The sequence below is a fragment of the Roseibium sp. genome (assembly GCF_965276855.1).
Classification (GTDB): domain Bacteria; phylum Pseudomonadota; class Alphaproteobacteria; order Rhizobiales; family Stappiaceae; genus Roseibium.
On sequence record NZ_OZ255700.1, the window covers coordinates 241,371 to 259,143 of the forward strand.

Annotated in this window: 16 protein-coding genes; 1 reads left to right on the forward strand and 15 read right to left on the reverse strand. The window is 57.2% G+C overall.

Annotated elements, in window-relative coordinates; genetic code table 11:
- The first annotated feature begins 770 nt into the window (after positions 1 to 770).
- Positions 771 to 1,802, forward strand: coding sequence for a hypothetical protein (locus ACQY4Z_RS01065; protein WP_428525901.1), 1,032 nt, complete (start codon positions 771 to 773; stop codon positions 1,800 to 1,802).
- Between the two features lie 78 nt (positions 1,803 to 1,880).
- On the opposite strand, the gene ACQY4Z_RS01070 is transcribed toward ACQY4Z_RS01065, so the two are convergent.
- The 15 genes from ACQY4Z_RS01070 to ACQY4Z_RS01140 all read right to left on the reverse strand — a co-directional run bounded on the left by ACQY4Z_RS01070 (position 1,881) and on the right by ACQY4Z_RS01140 (position 17,760).
- A complete protein-coding gene (locus ACQY4Z_RS01070; RefSeq protein WP_055672865.1) occupies positions 1,881 to 2,171 on the reverse strand; it encodes a DUF1467 family protein in 291 nt (96 codons plus the stop codon).
- A gap of 4 nt (positions 2,172 to 2,175) precedes the next feature.
- On the reverse strand, positions 2,176 to 2,580 hold the full coding sequence (mce, locus tag ACQY4Z_RS01075) for a methylmalonyl-CoA epimerase (protein WP_428525903.1): 405 nt from the start codon (positions 2,578 to 2,580) through the stop codon (positions 2,176 to 2,178).
- A gap of 55 nt (positions 2,581 to 2,635) precedes the next feature.
- Positions 2,636 to 4,315, reverse strand: coding sequence for a ribonuclease J (locus ACQY4Z_RS01080; protein WP_428525905.1), 1,680 nt, complete (start codon positions 4,313 to 4,315; stop codon positions 2,636 to 2,638).
- Positions 4,316 to 4,360: 45 nt separating this feature from the next.
- Positions 4,361 to 5,146 (reverse strand): biotin--[acetyl-CoA-carboxylase] ligase, encoded by a 786-nt coding sequence (locus ACQY4Z_RS01085; RefSeq protein ID WP_428525907.1) that lies wholly within the window; start codon positions 5,144 to 5,146, stop codon positions 4,361 to 4,363.
- 15 nt (positions 5,147 to 5,161) lie between these two features.
- Positions 5,162 to 6,601, reverse strand: coding sequence for an NADH-quinone oxidoreductase subunit NuoN (nuoN, locus tag ACQY4Z_RS01090; protein ID WP_420337782.1), 1,440 nt, complete (start codon positions 6,599 to 6,601; stop codon positions 5,162 to 5,164).
- Between the two features lie 24 nt (positions 6,602 to 6,625).
- The gene (locus ACQY4Z_RS01095; protein WP_428525910.1) at positions 6,626 to 8,143 is read right to left on the reverse strand and encodes an NADH-quinone oxidoreductase subunit M; all 1,518 of its coding nucleotides are present in this window, start codon (positions 8,141 to 8,143) and stop codon (positions 6,626 to 6,628) included.
- A complete protein-coding gene (nuoL, locus tag ACQY4Z_RS01100; protein WP_422024052.1) occupies positions 8,143 to 10,155 on the reverse strand; it encodes an NADH-quinone oxidoreductase subunit L in 2,013 nt (670 codons plus the stop codon). The genes ACQY4Z_RS01095 and nuoL overlap by 1 nt, the downstream gene beginning before the upstream one ends.
- A 6-nt stretch (positions 10,156 to 10,161) precedes the next feature.
- On the reverse strand, positions 10,162 to 10,470 hold the full coding sequence (gene nuoK, locus ACQY4Z_RS01105; RefSeq protein ID WP_008192836.1) for an NADH-quinone oxidoreductase subunit NuoK: 309 nt from the start codon (positions 10,468 to 10,470) through the stop codon (positions 10,162 to 10,164).
- Positions 10,471 to 10,567: 97 nt separating this feature from the next.
- On the reverse strand, positions 10,568 to 11,182 hold the full coding sequence (locus ACQY4Z_RS01110; protein ID WP_428525912.1) for an NADH-quinone oxidoreductase subunit J: 615 nt from the start codon (positions 11,180 to 11,182) through the stop codon (positions 10,568 to 10,570).
- Between the two features lie 91 nt (positions 11,183 to 11,273).
- Positions 11,274 to 11,759, reverse strand: coding sequence for an NADH-quinone oxidoreductase subunit NuoI (gene nuoI, locus ACQY4Z_RS01115; RefSeq protein ID WP_008193406.1), 486 nt, complete (start codon positions 11,757 to 11,759; stop codon positions 11,274 to 11,276).
- A gap of 20 nt (positions 11,760 to 11,779) precedes the next feature.
- Positions 11,780 to 12,016 (reverse strand): hypothetical protein, encoded by a 237-nt coding sequence (locus ACQY4Z_RS01120; RefSeq protein WP_422024055.1) that lies wholly within the window; start codon positions 12,014 to 12,016, stop codon positions 11,780 to 11,782.
- A gap of 11 nt (positions 12,017 to 12,027) precedes the next feature.
- Entirely contained in the window at positions 12,028 to 13,086 is a 1,059-nt protein-coding gene (nuoH, locus tag ACQY4Z_RS01125) for an NADH-quinone oxidoreductase subunit NuoH (protein ID WP_133950079.1), read from the reverse strand.
- Positions 13,087 to 13,102: 16 nt separating this feature from the next.
- A complete protein-coding gene (nuoG, locus tag ACQY4Z_RS01130; RefSeq protein WP_428525915.1) occupies positions 13,103 to 15,166 on the reverse strand; it encodes an NADH-quinone oxidoreductase subunit NuoG in 2,064 nt (687 codons plus the stop codon).
- Positions 15,167 to 15,192: 26 nt separating this feature from the next.
- A complete protein-coding gene (gene nuoF, locus ACQY4Z_RS01135) occupies positions 15,193 to 16,494 on the reverse strand; it encodes an NADH-quinone oxidoreductase subunit NuoF (protein WP_428525917.1) in 1,302 nt (433 codons plus the stop codon).
- A gap of 9 nt (positions 16,495 to 16,503) precedes the next feature.
- A complete protein-coding gene (locus tag ACQY4Z_RS01140; RefSeq protein WP_428525919.1) occupies positions 16,504 to 17,760 on the reverse strand; it encodes an NADH-quinone oxidoreductase subunit E in 1,257 nt (418 codons plus the stop codon).
- Positions 17,761 to 17,773: the final 13 nt, after the last annotated feature.

The window sequence follows — 17,773 nt, forward strand, 5'->3', positions numbered from 1 at the left end:
GTTCCACGTGTGTTTTTTTGACGCATCGGAAATAGGCAAGCAAAAAATGTAGGCTCTCCAAGACAAATAGGTGACAAGGCGAAAACAATCAGTTAGGTTCCGTTCCCATAACAAGAAAGCCCTAGGCAGAAATGTCAGGAGCTTACGGACATCGCGGTCTGAGTCTTGGGAGGAAGGACACCAGGCGCGCCTTACGGCAGCAGCCGCCCCGTCAAACCGGAAAACCGGCACGCGAGGGAACGGAGTCAATTTAGACGCGGAACTTTATCAAGGCAGAGCTTCAGGCTCTGCCTTTTTTCTTTGTCTGCGAGAGTTCGAACACTCGGAATTTCGAGTGGCTTTGACGTTCGAAGCGTCTTTCCCCCGCTGACAAAACGGCGGTCCACTGCGATTGTTGCCGCCTGCATTTCTGCCATGCCGGATGAGCATAACTGGCCGCGTCTATCTCCTAGCGAATTATGACGAATCGAACGGCGCCATTTCGGCCAAAGAGCACCGCAGATTGGACATGGCCCCCAATGTCCATTTTATTTCGGACACCAGAAATCCGGCTTTCAGATTAGGACCTTGCTAAGAAACATGAAGAAATAAACTTTCGGCATATTCCTCTCCTTAACCCTTCTTGCAACATAGTCATTTCTAACGTTACGTTTTTGTGACACAGAACACAGTGTAGCAGTCACGTGCCGGGCTACGCAGGAAGTGTGGCGGCGCTAAGTACGACCCGCGTGCCGGGACACTAATAACGAAGAACAAAACTGGAGAACAAGATGGCTCTGCATGATTGGTCACTTCCGGGGCTTCCGCTGGACCCGACACAAAGACTGTCCGTGCCTCAGCAAGTTCCCCCTTTGCCGTCAGAGCCTTGCCTCCCGGTTCATTTGAACCGGAATGTTTTTTATCTCGTTCCGTCAGACACGACTGATGACACCAAAGACGACATCGGTGCATTCTTCCGCCTGGGCGAGTATTCCGAGGTGGAGCGCACCGCGTTCGAGAATGATCATCATGATGAGCTCTTCCCGGCTCAGCATATCGAGGATGAAGGCGACGACACTTCTGTCTACACAAATGCTGCGGGCGGTTCTCAAGGTATTCTGCTCGCCTGCGATGGCCGGGTGCTGATTAAAGCGGCTGAAAAAATGTATCTCGAGACTGCCGACTATCATCAGCAGGTTAAGGGTGACTACACGCTCGACGTGGACGGCGACTATTCTGCCGCGGTCCAGGACAGTATCAACGTTTCGACCGAAAACGGCGGCATTACCGTCACCAGCGGCCGGAACCAGCAAATCAAGATCAACGCAGGTGACGGCACCGGCAAGCTGGAAATCAAATCACAGGCTGAATCAAAAAACATCCAGGGCAAGTCCGACCACACATATCACAAGTGGCATCTGGTCAAATACAAGGACTCCTTTGAAAGCCATAAGTTTGGCTGGGACTTCAACAGCATCTATGGGTTTGCGATGACAACCTACTATGGTGGCATCATGGAATCTGTTTACGGCATCCGCATGCAATTCGATAAATTCAACCTCATGTCTGATTGGGTGTCTTTCAACTGGAAGGGCACACAAATCGACCTGAAGGGCATTGTGATGAAAAAGCTCACGGCCAAGTTCGGATTGACTGACTGCTCGGCAGAATGGGATGAGATCATGGTTGGTCTGCAGGGTCTGAAGGCGGAAGCCACTCGCCTTGAAGCAAAACGCAAGGAACTGGCCGTTCAAAGCGGCAACGTGGATCTGAAAAACCACGGCACCGGTGCCCGCCTGGTCGGGATCGAATGCGTGCTTTAACGACTGAAAAATGAGCGGAAAAACAAAAGGGGGAGCAGCGACGGCGGCTCCCCTTTTTCATTCCATTCACACCGGGCATTACCCGCCAGGCGTGGAATAACTTTCGCTCGGAGGCATAAAGAAGGGAATATCATCCAAGCCGAAGCCACTGGAGCGCAGCCACATATACCCGGCAAAGAGCACGCAGGTGACGACCGTCGTCATCAGCAGTACGCGCAACATCCGGGGGCGTTCAGGGGCACTGGCCTCAGAGCCCGGGATCACCTCGCCTGCTTCCTCCTGTGTCCGGCGCATGCCGAAGGGAAGCATTGCAAACAGGATGATCCACCACATCATGAAAAAGATTGCCAGGCTGAACGCCAAAGACATGTGATTAAGCCTCTTCCAATTCCGTCAGGGTGCCGAGAAAGTCCTTCGGGTGGAGGAACAGCACCGGTTTGCCGTGGGCACCGATTTTCGGTTCGCCGCTGCCAAGAACACGTGCGCCATCCGCCACCAGTTTGTCACGCGCCGCGATGATATCGTCGACTTCATAACAGACGTGGTGAATGCCGCCGGACGGGTTCTTTTCTAGAAATTTAGCGATCGGCGAATCTTCGCCAAGCGGTTCAAGCAACTCGATCTTGGTGTTCGGCAGGTTGATGAACACGGTCGAAACACCGTGGTCCGGCTGCGCTTCCTTGGCAGAGACTTCCGCACCAAGCGTATCCCGGTAAACGGCGGTTGCCGCATCGATATCCGACACTGCAATGGCCACGTGGTTAAGCCGACCGATCATTCCAATTCCTCCACAAACAGGCAGACCGTGCCTTCAGCACGATTTGCGGTGTAACTTATAGCCGGGTCACCACCACCTTGCAGAGCGTCTTTTTGCCCCAGACATCAAGGATCTCCGACCGGGCCGCGCGGCGCGCCGCTTCGGCAATCAGGTCCTTGTCCTTGCGCCGGGCCTTCGGAATACTCGTTACAGCGCCAATTACAGCCTTTTGAACGATGTCTTCCATCGGCTCGCCATCATCGTCCGTGTCCGGCAGTCCGAGCAGCACCGCATGTGGATCGTCGAGCAGCTCGCCGGACCGGTTGACCACCAGTGTGATGATCGCAGCGCCCGCAAAAGACAGCTTCCGCCGTTCCTTCACCCCGGTGACTTCCGGGTCATCAAGGATCCGGCCATCCTTCACCAGAATGCCGAACGGCGCCTCATCGATGATTGCAGCCCGGCCGGCCACAAGGCGGATGATGTCCCCATTCTTGCCGCGAATGACTTCCGGAACGCCTTGTTCCTTCGCAAACGCAGCATGAGCTGCAAGATGCAATGGTTCCCCGTGGACGGGAAGCACGACTTTTGGCTGTACCAGTTTGTAGAGCTGCTCCAGTTCACCGCGGCGCGGGTGTCCCGAAACATGGACCAGGGCATCCTTGTCGGTGACGATTTCAACGTCCTTGTCCGCCAGATTATTGAGGACAGACCCGACTTCCTTCTCGTTGCCCGGAATGGTTCGGGACGAGAAGATCACCGTATCGCCCTGGGCAAGTGCAATGTTCCGGTGATCACCGGCAGCAATCCGGGCCAGCGCGGCCCGGTTTTCACCCTGTGAACCTGTGCACAACAGCACGACCTTGTCACGCGGCAGATACCCATAAGCTTCTTCGTCATGGAAGGCCGGGAGATCGTCCAGATACTCCAGCTCGTTGGACACTTCGATGGCACGGTGCATGGACCGGCCAACCACAACCACGTCCCGCTCATTCGCCGCAGCGGCAAGCGCGATTGCCCGGATACGGGCAACATTGGAGGCAAAGGTTGTTACGGCAACGCGATGCTTGGCCCGGCCAATCACTTTGGTCAGTTCAGCGGCCACATCCGCTTCGCTCGGGCTGACGCCGTCTCGAACCGCATTGGTGCTGTCGCAAACGAGCGCCATGACCCCTTCGCGGCCAAGCTCTGCCAGCCGGTCAAGGTCGATCGGTTGGCCGATACCTGGAGATCTATCGATCTTCCAGTCACCTGTGTGCAGCACCAAACCGGCTGGGGTGCGGATTGCCAGCGCACAGGGCTCCGGGATCGAGTGGGCCATGGCAACGAATTCAACATCGAACGGACCAATCGTATGACGTTCGCCCTGACGCACCACGGTCACGGGAACCTCTTCAGCGCCCGGCTCGCTCTCAGTCTTGGCCGCCAACAAACCGGCGGTAAAGGCCGTCGCGTAGACCGGAACTTTCAGGAAGGGCCATAAATGCAGGATCGCGCCATAGTGGTCTTCGTGGGCATGGGTGATGACCATGCCGACAATACTGTCGACCTCATCTTCCAGAAACTTGATGTCCGGCATCACCAGATCGATGCCCGGCAGTTCCGGGCCAGCAAAGCTAACGCCGCAATCGACGATCAACCATTTCCGGTTGCCCTCCGGCCCGTAGCCGTAAAGGCCGAGGTTCATGCCGATTTCGCCAACACCGCCAAGCGGCAGGAACACAATGTCGTTTTCTTTATCCTTGGCCGAAGCCATCAAATTCTCCTACCCCTCACATTTTTCGAGGGAACTGTCCGGCCGTCATTCGCCGGATAAAAATACGTCACCGGCGTAGACCGTGCGTTTTTGGCCGTTATCCAGTCTTAGGACCAAATGGCCGGACGCATCCAGATCGTCAAAAATGCCGGTTATTTCTTCTTGAGCGGCCCGGACAGTGATCTTTTGTCCCAAATGCGCCGCCCGCTTCAACCATTGGCGCCGGATGCGATCAAAACCGTCCGGTTGGTGCCAGATTGCAAAATACTTTGCCAGTGTTTCCGCCAGCGCTGCGAACAAGCTGTCGGCCGATACTTGATAGCCTAGGCTGCGCAGATCGGTCGCCCGGTACAACGCCGGATCGGGATGGGACACACAATTGACCCCAAACCCCATGACCGCAGCCAAGCGACCGTCTTTGAGTGTCTCGGCTTCCAGCAAGATGCCCGAGAGTTTCGCTCCGTCGACCAACAGGTCGTTCGGCCACTTCAACGACACCAATTGGAGCGTACCGGCAGCCATGTCAACGGCTTCGGCAAGCGCAACAGCCGACAAAAGCGGCAATTCGCCGATCCGGGCCAAGGAAGACGGGTCGATCAGAAGGACACTTGCAAAGAGATTTCCCTGCGGAGAGGTCCAGGCCCGCCCCCGCCGGCCCCGGCCAGCCGTCTGTACGCCGGCCCGGATCCAGAGGTTTCCAGGATGCCCCGAAACGGCCCGCTCCAGACACAGAGCGTTGGTCGAGCCGACCGTCTCATAGGCCTCATAGAGAAAATCCGGCGCTCCGGGCGCCGGACCTTTCGTCTCAAGATGTGGTGCAGGACTGTTCAATCGCCAAACCGCTTATCAAAACAACGACTGCGCCGCAGCGGTTGCAGCCGTTACCACCGGGCCAGGCATGACCCAGAAAAAGACCACGAACACACCGGACAGGCCGAGGACGACCTTCAGTTCGGTCGGCATCGGCTGGAAGGCCTCGGCCGGCTCGTCAAAGAACATCACCTTGACGATGCGCAGGTAGTAGTAACAGCCCACCACGGATGCGAGCACGCCGATCACGGCCAGCGGATAGAGACCAGCCTCGACTGCAGCTGCAAACACAAACCACTTCCCGAAGAAGCCAATCAGCGGCGGAATGCCGGCGAGCGAGAACATCAGCAAGCCCAGGATGACTGCCATCGGCAGGTTGGTCTGGGAGAGACCGGAAAGATCGGAGATCTCTTCCACCATGCCGTCCTTCCGGCGCATGGACAAGATGCAGGCAAACACACCAAGCGTCATACCGAGATAGGCGACCATGTAGAAGATCACACCCTCTACACCTGTCTGCGTGCCGGCCGCAAGACCGACCAGGGCATAGCCCATGTGGCCGATGGACGAATAGGCCATCAGGCGTTTCAGATTGGTCTGGCCAATTGCGGCGAACGCGCCGAGCGCCATGGAGGCAATCGATACGAAGACGATGATCTGTTGCCAATCGCTGGTGACCGGATGGAACGCATCAATGACGATCCGCACCAGCATCCCCATGGCAGCAACCTTCGGAGCCGCTGCGAAGAATGCAGTCACCGGAGTTGGTGCGCCTTCATAAACGTCCGGGGTCCACATGTGGAATGGAACGGCGGAGATCTTGAAAGCAAGACCTGCAAGAATGAAGGTCAAGCCAATGATCAGCCCGATGGACGCCCCCTCTTGCGAGATCAGCTCGGCAATTGCTGCAAAGGAGATCTGGCCGGTGAAACCGTACACCAGCGACATACCGTAAAGCAGCATGCCGGAAGACAGCGCACCGAGCACGAAATACTTCAAACCCGCTTCTGTTGACCGGACACTGTCGCGGTTGATCGCAGCCACAACGTAGAGCGACAAACTCTGGAGTTCGAGACCCATGTAGAGCGCAATCATATCGTTTGCCGACAGCATCAGCATCATGCCGAGCGTCGCTAGAACGATCAGGATCGGATACTCAAAATGGTCAAACGACTGGCTCTTCGCATAGGCCCACGACATGGCAATCGCAAAGAATGATCCGACAAGGACCACCAGCTTCAAGAAGTAGGCGTAATCATCAAGGATGAAGGAACCGCCGAATGTTTCACCGAAGCTTGGGACCAATAGCAGCACGAGGAACGTACCGCCGAGAAGCCCCATCGCTCCACCAAAGACCGCATAGCTGATGTTCCGGCCACCGAAGGCACCGACCATCAACAGCACCATCGCTCCGATCGCCAGAATGATTTCCGGCAAGGCCGGCATGAGATCTGGCAGTTGGGTCACGTCTGACATAGCTCTGTCTCGCCCTCGAAACTCTTAGTGCGCCGTGGCCGCATGCTGGGTGACCCCAGCAGCTTCAAGGGCCGCGGTATAATGGTTGATCAGGTTATCGACGGATCCTTGGGTCACATCCAGGATCGCCATCGGATAGAAACCGAAGAAGATCGTCAGAATGATCATCGGGACCAGGATGACCTTTTCGCGAAGATCCAGATCGAGGATCGACTTGAGGCTTTCCTTATCCAGCGAGCCGAACACGACCCGGCGGTAGAGATACAGCGCATAACACGCCGACAGGATCACGCCCGTTGTCGCGAACACGGCAACCCATGTGTTGACCTGGAACGCTCCCATCAGAACCAGAATTTCGCCGACAAAGCCGGAAGTGCCAGGCAAACCGACATTGGCCATCGTGAAGATGAGGAACGCGACCGCATATTTCGGCATCCGGTTGACGAGGCCCCCGTAGGCCGAGATTTCCCGGGTGTGCATCCGGTCATAGATGACCCCAACGCACAAGAAGAGCGCACCGGACACGATGCCGTGGGAGAGCATCTGGAAAATACCACCCTGCACGCCCTGCGGCGTCATGGTGAAGATCCCCATGGTCACGTAGCCCATATGGGCAACCGATGAGTAAGCGATCAGCTTCTTGATATCTTCCTGAGCCAGAGCAACCAATGACGTGTAGATGATCGCGACCACCGACAGTGTGAACACCAGTGGTGCAAACATATCGGAGGCAAGCGGGAACATCGGCAGGGAGAATCTCAGGAACCCGTACCCGCCGAGTTTCAGAAGAACACCCGCCAGGATCACGGATCCGGCTGTCGGCGCCTCAACGTGGGCATCCGGCAACCAGGTATGCACCGGCCACATTGGCATTTTCACTGCAAAGCTTGCAAAGAACGCGATCCAGAGCCAGGTCTGCATTTCCGCCGGGAACGGATAGGCCAGAAGCTCCTGGATGTCCGTCGTGCCGGCCGTCCAGTACATCGCCATGATCGCGACCAGCATCAAAACCGATCCGAGCAGCGTGTAGAGGAAGAACTTGTAAGATGCGTAGACCCGCCGTGCACCGCCCCATACCCCAATGATCAGGAACATCGGGATAAGGCCAGCTTCGAAGAAGACGTAGAAGACGACGATGTCGAGTGCGCAGAACACGCCGATCATGAGCGTTTCCAGGATCAGGAACGCGACCATGTATTCGCGCACGCGCTTTTGAACGCTCTCCCAGGACGCCAGGATACAGAACGGCATCAGGAACGTCGTCAGGATGACGAAGAGCACCGAAATGCCGTCGACACCCATCTTGTAAGTGATGTTCGAGCCAAGCCAGTCCCGCTCTTCGACAAACTGGAACCCAGGGTTCGAGTAGTCGAAATAGGCCCAGATCATCAGGGAGAGGACAAACGTCATCGATGTGGTGACAAGCGCCACCATACGCATCTGACGCTTTGCGTGGTCGTCATTGCCTGGCACCAGCAGGACGAACACAACACCCAGCAAAGGCAGGAATGTCGTGAGTGACAGAATTGGCCAGTCAATCATTAGTGTGCACCCCCGCCGGTGCCCGCACCGGTGAACATCGACCAGGTGATCAAGGCCGCCACACCGATCAGCATCGCAAATGCATAGTGGTAGAGATATCCGGTTTGCAGTTTAACGACCCAGGTCGTGACACCCTGCACCCGCGCGGCGATCCCGTTCGGCCCATAGCCGTCGATCACGGTGCCATCGCCCTTCTTCCAAAGAACGCGGCCAAGCCACATTGCGGGACGGACAAAGATGAAATTGTAGAGTTCGTCGAAATACCACTTGTTCAAAAGGAACTGGTACAGCGCCGAATGGCGTTCGGCCAACTGCTTCGGCATTTCCGGAGAGCGAATGTAGAACTGGTAGGCCACCAGCAGACCGGCTGCCATCATGACGAATGGCGACAGACGCACCCAAGTCGGAACGTAGTGCATGTCATGCAGGACATGGCTGTCGGCAAATGCCGGCAAGGAGCCCGCCCAGAAGGCTTCATAGGCCGCCTCGTCGTAGAAGAACGGGCCGTAGAAGACCACGCCGGCCAGAACCGCGCCGACGGACAGGACGAACAGCGGCACCGTCATCACCAGTGGCGATTCATGAACGTGTTTCATCACATCAACAGAAGCGCGCGGTTTTCCGTGGAAGGTCATGAAGGTCAGGCGCCAGGAATAGAAGGACGTCAGGCCAGCCGCGATCACCGTCAGCCAGAAGCCGTAAAGCGCCATCGGGTTCGGATGATCTCCGCCACCAGCTGCAAACGCGGCCTCGATGATGCCGTCCTTTGAGACGAAACCGGCAAAACCAATATGAGTTAACGGAATACCGACACCGGTCAGCGCCAGCGTGCCCAGCATCATGGTCCAATAGGTGATCGGAATGTGTTTGCGAAGACCGCCCATTTTACGCATGTCCTGTTCGTCGGACACGGCATGGATCACCGAACCTGCACACAGGAACAACAGCGCCTTGAAGAACGCGTGCGTGAACAGGTGGAACACCGCGATGGAGTAAGCTCCAATGCCGAGTGCCACGAACATGTATCCCAACTGCGAACAGGTGGAGTACGCGATCACACGCTTGATGTCGTTTTGAACAAGACCCACCGTTGCGGCAAAGAACGCAGTGGTCGCACCGAAGAACACAATCACGGCCAGGGCGAAATCGGACAGCTCGAACAGCGGCGACAAGCGCGCCACCATGAAGACGCCCGCGGTAACCATGGTCGCAGCGTGGATGAGCGCAGAAACTGGAGTCGGGCCTTCCATCGCATCCGGCAGCCAGGTGTGCAGAAGGAACTGCGCCGACTTACCCATTGCCCCCATGAACAGGAGCAGACAGATGACTGTCATCGCGGCCTGGGCATCAAGGTGATAGCCCATAAAGTTCATGACTTCGCCCTGCTCTTCAATGAAGGACGGGGCGTCGTTGAAGATCGTTGTGAAGTCGATGCTGCCGAACAGGTAGAAGACGCCAAAGATGCCGAGCGCAAACCCGAAGTCCCCGACACGGTTGACGACAAACGCCTTCATCGCCGCCGCATTGGCGGACGGTTTCTTGTACCAGAAGCCGATCAGCAGATAGGACGCAAGACCCACGCCTTCCCAGCCGAAGAACATTTGCAGCAGGTTGTCTGCGGTCACCAGCGTCAGCATGGCGAACGTAAAGAGCGACAGGTACGCAAAGAAGCGCGGGCGGTGCGGATCGTGGTGCATGTAGCCAATGGAATAGACATGCACCAGCGCTGACACCGTGTTAACAACGACTAGCATGACCGCTGTCAGCGTATCGACGCGGATTGACCAGGCGACATTGAGATCGCCGGCACTCATCCAGCGGAACAGGTGAACAACCTGGGCTTCGGAACCGCCGAGCCAGAACCCGATGAATGCCCCCCATGACAGAAGCGCTGCCAGGATCAACAGGCCACTTGTAATGTACTCGGATGCCTTGGCACCGATTGACCGGCCGAAAAGACCGGCAATCAAAAATCCGATCAATGGCAGGAACAGGATCGTAGCGTAGTACATCAGCCCCTACCCTTTCATCACGTTGACGTCTTCCACGGCGATAGAGCCGCGGTTCCGGTGGAAGACCACCAGGATTGCAAGTCCGATCGCAGCTTCTGCAGCCGCGACGGTCAAAATGAGCATGGTGAAGACCTGCCCGATCAGATCGCCGAGGAACGACGAAAAGGCGACGAAGTTGATGTTCACGGCGAGCAGCAACAGCTCAACCGACATCAAGATGACAATCACATTTTTCCTGTTCAGAAAGATCCCGAAGATCCCGATCACGAACAGGATCGCCGCGACCGACAGATAGTGCGACAGACCGATTTCCATGGGCGCCTCGCCGTGCTCCCCTCATTTACCCCAACCCTGAACCGCACGGAGGAGCGTGCCGGTTGCAGGACTTATCGAACGACGCGAACGTTTCGCGTCAAATACCCTTGCCCGTTTCGACCTTCCGGACCTCAACTGCGGCTTCGCGTGTGCGGCCAACCTGGGTCGGAATGTCCTGACGTTTGACATTCGGCTTGTGGCGCAGTGTCAGAACGATCGCGCCGATCATGGCCACCAGCAGGATCAAACCGGCAACCTGGAAGAAATAGATGTACTTGGTGTAGAGTACCGAACCGAGCGCCTCGATGTTGGTCATCTCGGTCAGCGGCGGTGTCGGCTCCACGGTGTTCGCCGTCAACTCCGGCAGAATGACCCACGCCCCGAGACCCATCAGAAGCTCGACAAGAAGAATCAACCCGACGAGGCCACCTATCGGCAGATACTGCAAGAAGCCCTGGCGCAGTTCCACAAAGTCCACGTCCAGCATCATGACGACGAAAAGGAACAGAACGGCGACCGCGCCGACATAGACCACCACCAGCAACAGAGCAAGATACTCAGCACCAAGAAGAATGAACAGTCCTGCGGAATTCACGAAGGCCAGGATCAGAAACAAGACCGAGGTTACCGGATTCCGGGCCGCGATCACCATGAATGCCGACGCCACCGTGACGCCTGCAAACAGGTAGAAAAAGAGGGCTTTCAGGATCATTTCAAAGACCTGCCTGTCGTGTGGCCGTTCGGCCAGAAAATGCGGGGCCCGGCCGGATTGCCAGGCAGAACTTGGAGTGTGCGGTTAGCTCCTAACGGTAAGGAGCATCCATTTCAATGTTTCGAGCGATCTCACGCTCCCAACGGTCACCGTTCGCAAGCAGCTTTTCCTTGTCATAGTAGAGCTCTTCGCGGGTTTCGGTGGCGAATTCGAAGTTTGGACCCTCAACGATTGCATCCACAGGGCACGCTTCCTGGCAGAAGCCGCAATAGATGCATTTCACCATGTCGATGTCGTAGCGGGTCGTGCGGCGGGTGCCATCGTTGCGGCGTGGGCCTGCTTCAATGGTGATCGCCTGAGCCGGACAGATCGCTTCGCACAGCTTGCAGGCAATGCAGCGTTCTTCCCCGTTCGGATAGCGGCGCAACGCATGCTCACCGCGGAACCGCGGGCTTACCGGGCCCTTCTCGAACGGATAATTGACCGTTGGCTTCGGTTTGAAGAAGTAGCGCATCGCCAAGAAGAATGCCGATACGAACTCTTGCAGAAACAGCGATTTGACGGTTTGTCCAACCATCGCGTTAGCCTCTCTTTACCTCAGCCAGCCAGCAGGCTGGCGGCCCAATAGCCGACAATCGGAAAGCCGATCACCGGAATACCAAAAATCAGTGCACCGATTGGTGCCCGGTATCTGGCAACGACACCACCGTCGCCGCCAGCTTGTCTGTTTTTCGTCTCCGCCGCCTGAAGGATGCCCTTCAGGATCTTCCAATCGAGCCAGCCGACATAAAGTCCAACTGCTGCTCCGATCACTCCGGGGAGCGACACGTCCATAGACCGTCCCCTTACGCCGCGCCCGGCGCCCAGCCTGTGATCATCAGGACTGTTGCGACCACAAACACCATGGCGAGCGACAGCGGCAGGAACACTTTCCAGCCAAGACGCATCAGCTGGTCATAGCGGTAGCGCGGGACCATCGCCTTGACCATGGCGAACATGAAGAAGCAGAGCAGACACTTCAGGATGAACCAGATGACGCCCGGCACCCAAGTGAACGGTGCGAAGTCAAACGGCGGCAGCCATCCACCCATGAAGAAAATGGTCATCAGAGCGCACATCAGGCAGATCGCGACATACTCGCCGAGCATGAACATCATGTACGGTGTGGAGCCGTATTCCACCATGAAGCCGGCGACCAGTTCTGATTCTGCTTCCGCCAAATCGAATGGCGGCCGGTTCGTTTCAGCCAATGCCGACACGAAGAACACCACGAACATCGGGAACAGCGGCAGCCAGTACCAGTTCAGAATATTAAGCCACGGCACGCCCAGCATGTCCGCGAGGCCGGTTTCTTGCGCCAGAACGATACCGGTCAGGTTCAAGGTGCCTGCGCACAAAAGAACCGTGACGATGACGAAACCGATGGAGACTTCGTAAGACACCATCTGCGCTGCGGACCGGAGGGCTGACAGGAACGGGTACTTGGAGTTGGACGCCCAACCGCCGATGATCACACCATAAACTTCCAAGGAAGATACGGCGAAGACAAACAGCACACCTACGTTGATGTTCGCAATCACCCAGCCATAGTCCACCGGAATGACTGACCAGGCTACCAGGGCAAGTAGCACGGACACCAGCGGCGCCAGCAGGAACAGAACCTTGTTAGACCCCGACGGGATCACCGGCTCTTTCAAAACAAACTTCAGAAGATCGGCAAAACTCTGGAGAAGTCCCCAGGGCCCGACAACGTTCGGGCCACGGCGGATCTGAACAGCCGCCCAGATCTTGCGGTCCGCATAAAGCACGTAGGCGACGATCACCAAAAGCACGACAAGCAACAGAACGCTCTGGAATACCATCCAGAGGAACGGCCAGCCGTAGGTGGTCATGAACTCAGCCATTTCAGTCCCCTACCCCTTATTCCGCAGCTTCTGCGGCACGCGTTTTCGCGAGCGCCGAACACTCGGCCATCACTTTGGAGGCGCGTGCGATCGGGTTGGTCAAATAAAAGTCCCGGATCACGTTTGCAAACCCGGCGCTGTCCATTTTGGCTTTGCCATTGGACAGCTTCTCAACATCCGTAGAATCGCCGGCTTCGATGGAATCGATCGCTGCCATATGCGGAACGGCTTCAAAGAGCTTGGAGCGCAGTTGCGGCAGGGAATCAAATTCCAAAGCCTGACCAAGAACCGCTGATAAGGCCCGAAGGATTGCCCAGTCCTCGCGCGCATCTCCCGGAGGGAAGCCAGCGCGGTCCGCCATTTGAACACGGCCTTCCGTATTCACGTAGATGGCGGATTTTTCGGTGTAAGCTGCGCCCGGCAAGATCACGTCGGCACGGTGTGCTCCGCGATCACCATGCGTGCCCTGGTAAACCACAAACGCGCCTTCCGGAACTTCAATCTCATCAACGCCGAGCAGGAAGAGAACATCCAACGCGCCGCTTTCCAGCATGCCGCCCGTGTCCTTGCCGCCGTCGCCTGGGACAAACCCTATATCGAGCGCCCCGACCTGGGAAGCTTCGGTGTGAAGAATATTGAAGCCGTTCCAACCGTCCTTGATCACACCAAGGGATTTTGCGGCTGCCGCCAGGTTTGCCAGAACAGCTGCGCCATCGGCCCGGTTCAAAGCGCCCTGCCCAATGATGAACATTGGCTTTTTGGCCTTGGCCGGTGCGTGTTTGACGAATTCCTTGATGCTGTCCGGACCGGCCCCAAGATAAGTGACCGGGTAAGTCAGATCAGCATTTTCGCCGATCACACCAACGGTCAGATCTCCCTGTGCCCAACGTTTGCGGATCCGGGCGTTCAGAACCGGTGCCTCAACGCGCGGGTTGGTGCCGATAAGCAAGATGGCATCTGCTTCTTCAATGCCTTGAATGGTGGAGTTAAAGAGATAGCTCGCCCGGCCATTCGACGGATGCAACGGTGAACCCGGGAACCGGCTGTCGAGGTTGGCGGAGCCGATCTTTTCCATCAGGCTCTTAAGCGCAAACATGTCTTCAACACCGGCGAGCTGTCCGGCGAGCGCACCCACCTTTTCAGCGGATGTCGCTTTGACTTTGTCGGCAATGATCTGGAACGCCTGAGACCAGGAAACCGGCTGTAGTTTGCCGTCGATCTTCGCATACGGGCGATCAAGACGCTGTGTCTTCAACCCGTCCCAAATGTAGCGGGACTTGTCGGAGATCCACTCTTCGTTGATCTCTTCATTGAGCCGCGGCATCACGCGCATGACTTCCTTGCCGCGTGTGTCAACGCGAATAGCCGAACCAAGCGCATCCATAACGTCGATGCTTTCGGTCTTGGTCAGCTCCCAAGGACGGGCGTGGAACTCGTAAGGCTTGTGCGTCAGCGCACCAACCGGGCAGAGATCGGCCACGTTGCCCTGCATTTCTGAGGACAGCGCCGCTTCCAGATAGGTGGTGATTTCCGCATCTTCCCCGCGGCCAATCAGGCCCATGTCCGACACACCTGCAACTTCCGTGGTGAAGCGGACACAGCGCGTGCAGTGAATGCAGCGGGTCATGATCGTCTTGATGAGCGGGCCGATTTCCTTGTTCTCAACCGCACGCTTGTTCTCATCGAACCGCGTGGTGTCGACACCATAGGCCATCGCCTGATCTTGAAGGTCGCACTCCCCGCCCTGATCGCAGATCGGGCAGTCCAGCGGGTGGTTGATGAGCAGGAACTCCATCACCCCTTCGCGGGCCTTCTTGACCATTTCGGATTTGGTTTCAACGACCGGCGGCTCGCCGTTCGGTCCCGGACGCAGGTCCTTCACGCCCATCGCGCAAGACGCTGTAGGCTTGGGCGGTCCGCCCTTTACTTCCACCAGACACATGCGGCAATTGCCGGCAATCGACAGGCGGTCGTGGTAACAAAACCGCGGAACCTCGGCACCTGCCTCTTCACAAGCCTGAAGCAGGGTGTAGTCCGCCGGGACGTCTACCTCATTGCCGTCGATGATGAGCTTCGTCATCCGCTGCTCTCCAAATTCCGTTCCGCTTACTCAGCCGCCACCATGGTCGAAGACGTTCTCGACTTGGCGACATAGTCGTCGATGCGTTGCTCGATGACCGGCCGGAAATTCTTGATCAAGCCCTGGATCGGCCAAGCAGCCGCATCTCCAAGAGCACAAATTGTATGGCCTTCGACCTGCTTGGTGACCTTGAAGAGCATGTCGATCTCTTCATAGGAGCTCTCGCCCTTCACCATGCGTTCCATCACACGCCACATCCAACCTGTGCCTTCCCGGCAGGGCGTGCACTGGCCGCAGCTCTCGTGCTTGTAGAAGTAGCTGAGGCGGGCAATCGCCTTGATGATGTCTGTCGACTTGTCCATGACGATCACCGCAGCGGTGCCGAGGCCGGAGCCCATGCCGCGCAATGTGTCGAAATCCATCGGAGCGTCTTTAATCTCCTCAGCCGTACAGCACGGGACCGAAGATCCGCCGGGAATAACCGCCAGGAGATTGTCCCAACCACCGCGAATGCCACCGCAATGTTTGTCGATCATCTCAGAGAATGGAACGCCGAGCTCTTCTTCAAAGGTCGCCGGCTGGTTGACGTGACCAGAGACGCAGAAGAGCTTCGTGCCGGTGTTGTTCGGACGGCCAAGGCTCGCGAACCAACCGCCGCCGCGGCGAAGGATGGTCGGTGCAACTGCAATCGATTCCACGTTGTTCACAGTCGTCGGGCAACCGTACAGACCAACGTTTGCCGGGAACGGCGGCTTCAGGCGCGGCTGGCCCTTCTTGCCTTCCAGGCTCTCCAGCAAAGCTGTTTCCTCACCGCAGATGTAAGCACCTGCGCCATGGTGAACATAGATGTCGAAATCGTAGCCGTTCTTGTTGTTCTTTCCGATCAGACCGGCGTCATATGCCTGATCGATCGCTGCCTGCAGGCGCTCGCGCTCACGGATGAATTCGCCACGCACGTAAATGTAAGCCGCGATCGCCCCCATGGCGAAACCGGCGACCAGGCAGCCCTCGACCAGCGTGTGCGGATCGTGGCGCAGGATTTCACGGTCTTTACATGTGCCCGGCTCAGATTCGTCGGCATTGACGACGAGATACGCCGGGCGGCCGTCAGATTCTTTGGGCATGAAAGACCATTTCAGGCCAGTCGGGAACCCCGCACCGCCACGGCCTCTGAGACCGCTGTCCTTCATTTCCTGGATGATCCAGTCGCGGCCCTTGTCGAGCAACGCCTTGGTGTTGTCCCACTGGCCGCGTTTCTTCGCGCCTTCCAGACCCCAGTCGTGAAGGCCGTAGATGTTGGTGAAGATACGATCCTTATCCTGAAGCATCTCTTCCCCTTAGTCTTCGCTCTTGGAGGAAGCGACTTCGCCTGCTTCCACACGCTTGGAAAATTCGGTCTCTCCGCCGGACGCAAGCAATTTGGCCTGCTCAATCCAGCCGTCACGCTCGATGCGCCCCTTGAACTTCAGCCGGCTGTCGACCCAGGCAACCTCTTCCGGTCCCCAGCTTGCGACTTGATCAAAGTGGAAGAAACCGAGCTCATGCAGCGTCGCTTCCAGCTTCGGCCCAACACCCTTGAGCTTTTTCAGGTCATCGGGTTTGCCGTCGCGGGCTTCCTTCAAGGTTTCCGGTGCCTTTTCAGAAACCGTTTCAGCAGCTTCGACCTTCGCTTCCGGCTTGACCTTGGATACCGGTGCCGGTTCGCTGGCCTTTTCAGCAGCTTTTTCAACCTTGTCAGCTGTTTTGGCAGCCGTCTTTTTCGGTGCAGCCTTTTTCGGCGCGTCCGCTTTTTTCTCAGCCGGAGCATCGACTGGCGCTTCGGCTTTTGCCGCGAATGCTGCCTTTACCTTGGCAACAGCGTCTTCGGCAGGTGTCGGCACACCGTCATAGTCGTTTCCACCGGTGTTTATGGCCGCCCCGGCAAAATGGTGGGATGCCTTTTCAGACCCATCGATGACATGCGGGACTGGCAAGGTGCCCTTCGAGGTGTCGTCGATTTCCGTCAAGCTGGTCTGTCCGCCTTCGGCCATGGAGAACCGGCGTCCGTTCTGCGGACCTGGCGTCACTTCGTTCCCGGCTTCAATATCGTCCAGAAGCTTGTTGAAGCTCTCTTCGGTCAGATCTTCATAGGTGTCCTTGAAAATCTGCACCATCGGCGCGTTCACGCAGGCCCCCAGGCACTCGACTTCTTCCCAGGAGAACATGCCGTCCTCGGAGATCTCGTGCATGTGCTTGGCAATGCGGGATTTACAAATCTTGATTAGATCTTCCGAGCCGCGCAGCTGGCAGGGTGTCGTGCCGCACACCTGAATATGCGCCTTCTTGCCGACCGGCTGAAGCTGGAACATTGTATAGAAGGTGGCCACTTCCAGGACGCGGATGTTCGGCATGTCCAGAAGATCTGCAATGTAGCGGATCGCCGGTTCACTCACCCAGCCGTCGTTTTGTTCCTGCGCGCGCCACAACAGCGGAATAACCGCGGACGCTTGACGGCCGGCGGGATAGCGGTCGATCAGCTTCTTTGCCCAGCCGAGGTTTTCCCCGGTGAACTCAAAGCTGTCTGGTTGTTCCGCCGCAAGCCTGCGAACTGCCATGAGGTTATCCCCG

Excerpts from the sequence above, each read along its gene's own strand:
- nuoK (WP_008192836.1), bottom strand. The coding sequence starts at position 10,470 with ATGGAAATCGGTCTGTCGCACTATCTGTCGGTCGCGGCGATCCTGTTC.
- nuoF (WP_428525917.1), bottom strand. The coding sequence starts at position 16,494 with ATGCTTCAGGATAAGGATCGTATCTTCACCAACATCTACGGCCTTCAC.
- ACQY4Z_RS01080 (WP_428525905.1), bottom strand. The coding sequence starts at position 4,315 with ATGGCTTCGGCCAAGGATAAAGAAAACGACATTGTGTTCCTGCCGCTT.
- nuoG (WP_428525915.1), bottom strand. The coding sequence starts at position 15,166 with ATGACGAAGCTCATCATCGACGGCAATGAGGTAGACGTCCCGGCGGAC.
- mce (WP_428525903.1), bottom strand. The coding sequence starts at position 2,580 with ATGATCGGTCGGCTTAACCACGTGGCCATTGCAGTGTCGGATATCGAT.
- ACQY4Z_RS01065 (WP_428525901.1), top strand. The coding sequence starts at position 771 with ATGGCTCTGCATGATTGGTCACTTCCGGGGCTTCCGCTGGACCCGACA.
- nuoN (WP_420337782.1), bottom strand. The coding sequence starts at position 6,601 with ATGTCAGACGTGACCCAACTGCCAGATCTCATGCCGGCCTTGCCGGAA.
- ACQY4Z_RS01110 (WP_428525912.1), bottom strand. The coding sequence starts at position 11,182 with ATGATCCTGAAAGCCCTCTTTTTCTACCTGTTTGCAGGCGTCACGGTG.
- nuoL (WP_422024052.1), bottom strand. The coding sequence starts at position 10,155 with ATGTACTACGCTACGATCCTGTTCCTGCCATTGATCGGATTTTTGATT.
- nuoI (WP_008193406.1), bottom strand. The coding sequence starts at position 11,759 with ATGGTTGGACAAACCGTCAAATCGCTGTTTCTGCAAGAGTTCGTATCG.
- ACQY4Z_RS01120 (WP_422024055.1), bottom strand. The coding sequence starts at position 12,016 with ATGGACGTGTCGCTCCCCGGAGTGATCGGAGCAGCAGTTGGACTTTAT.
- nuoH (WP_133950079.1), bottom strand. The coding sequence starts at position 13,086 with ATGGCTGAGTTCATGACCACCTACGGCTGGCCGTTCCTCTGGATGGTA.
- ACQY4Z_RS01095 (WP_428525910.1), bottom strand. The coding sequence starts at position 8,143 with ATGATTGACTGGCCAATTCTGTCACTCACGACATTCCTGCCTTTGCTG.
- ACQY4Z_RS01070 (WP_055672865.1), bottom strand. The coding sequence starts at position 2,171 with ATGTCTTTGGCGTTCAGCCTGGCAATCTTTTTCATGATGTGGTGGATC.
- ACQY4Z_RS01140 (WP_428525919.1), bottom strand. The coding sequence starts at position 17,760 with ATGGCAGTTCGCAGGCTTGCGGCGGAACAACCAGACAGCTTTGAGTTC.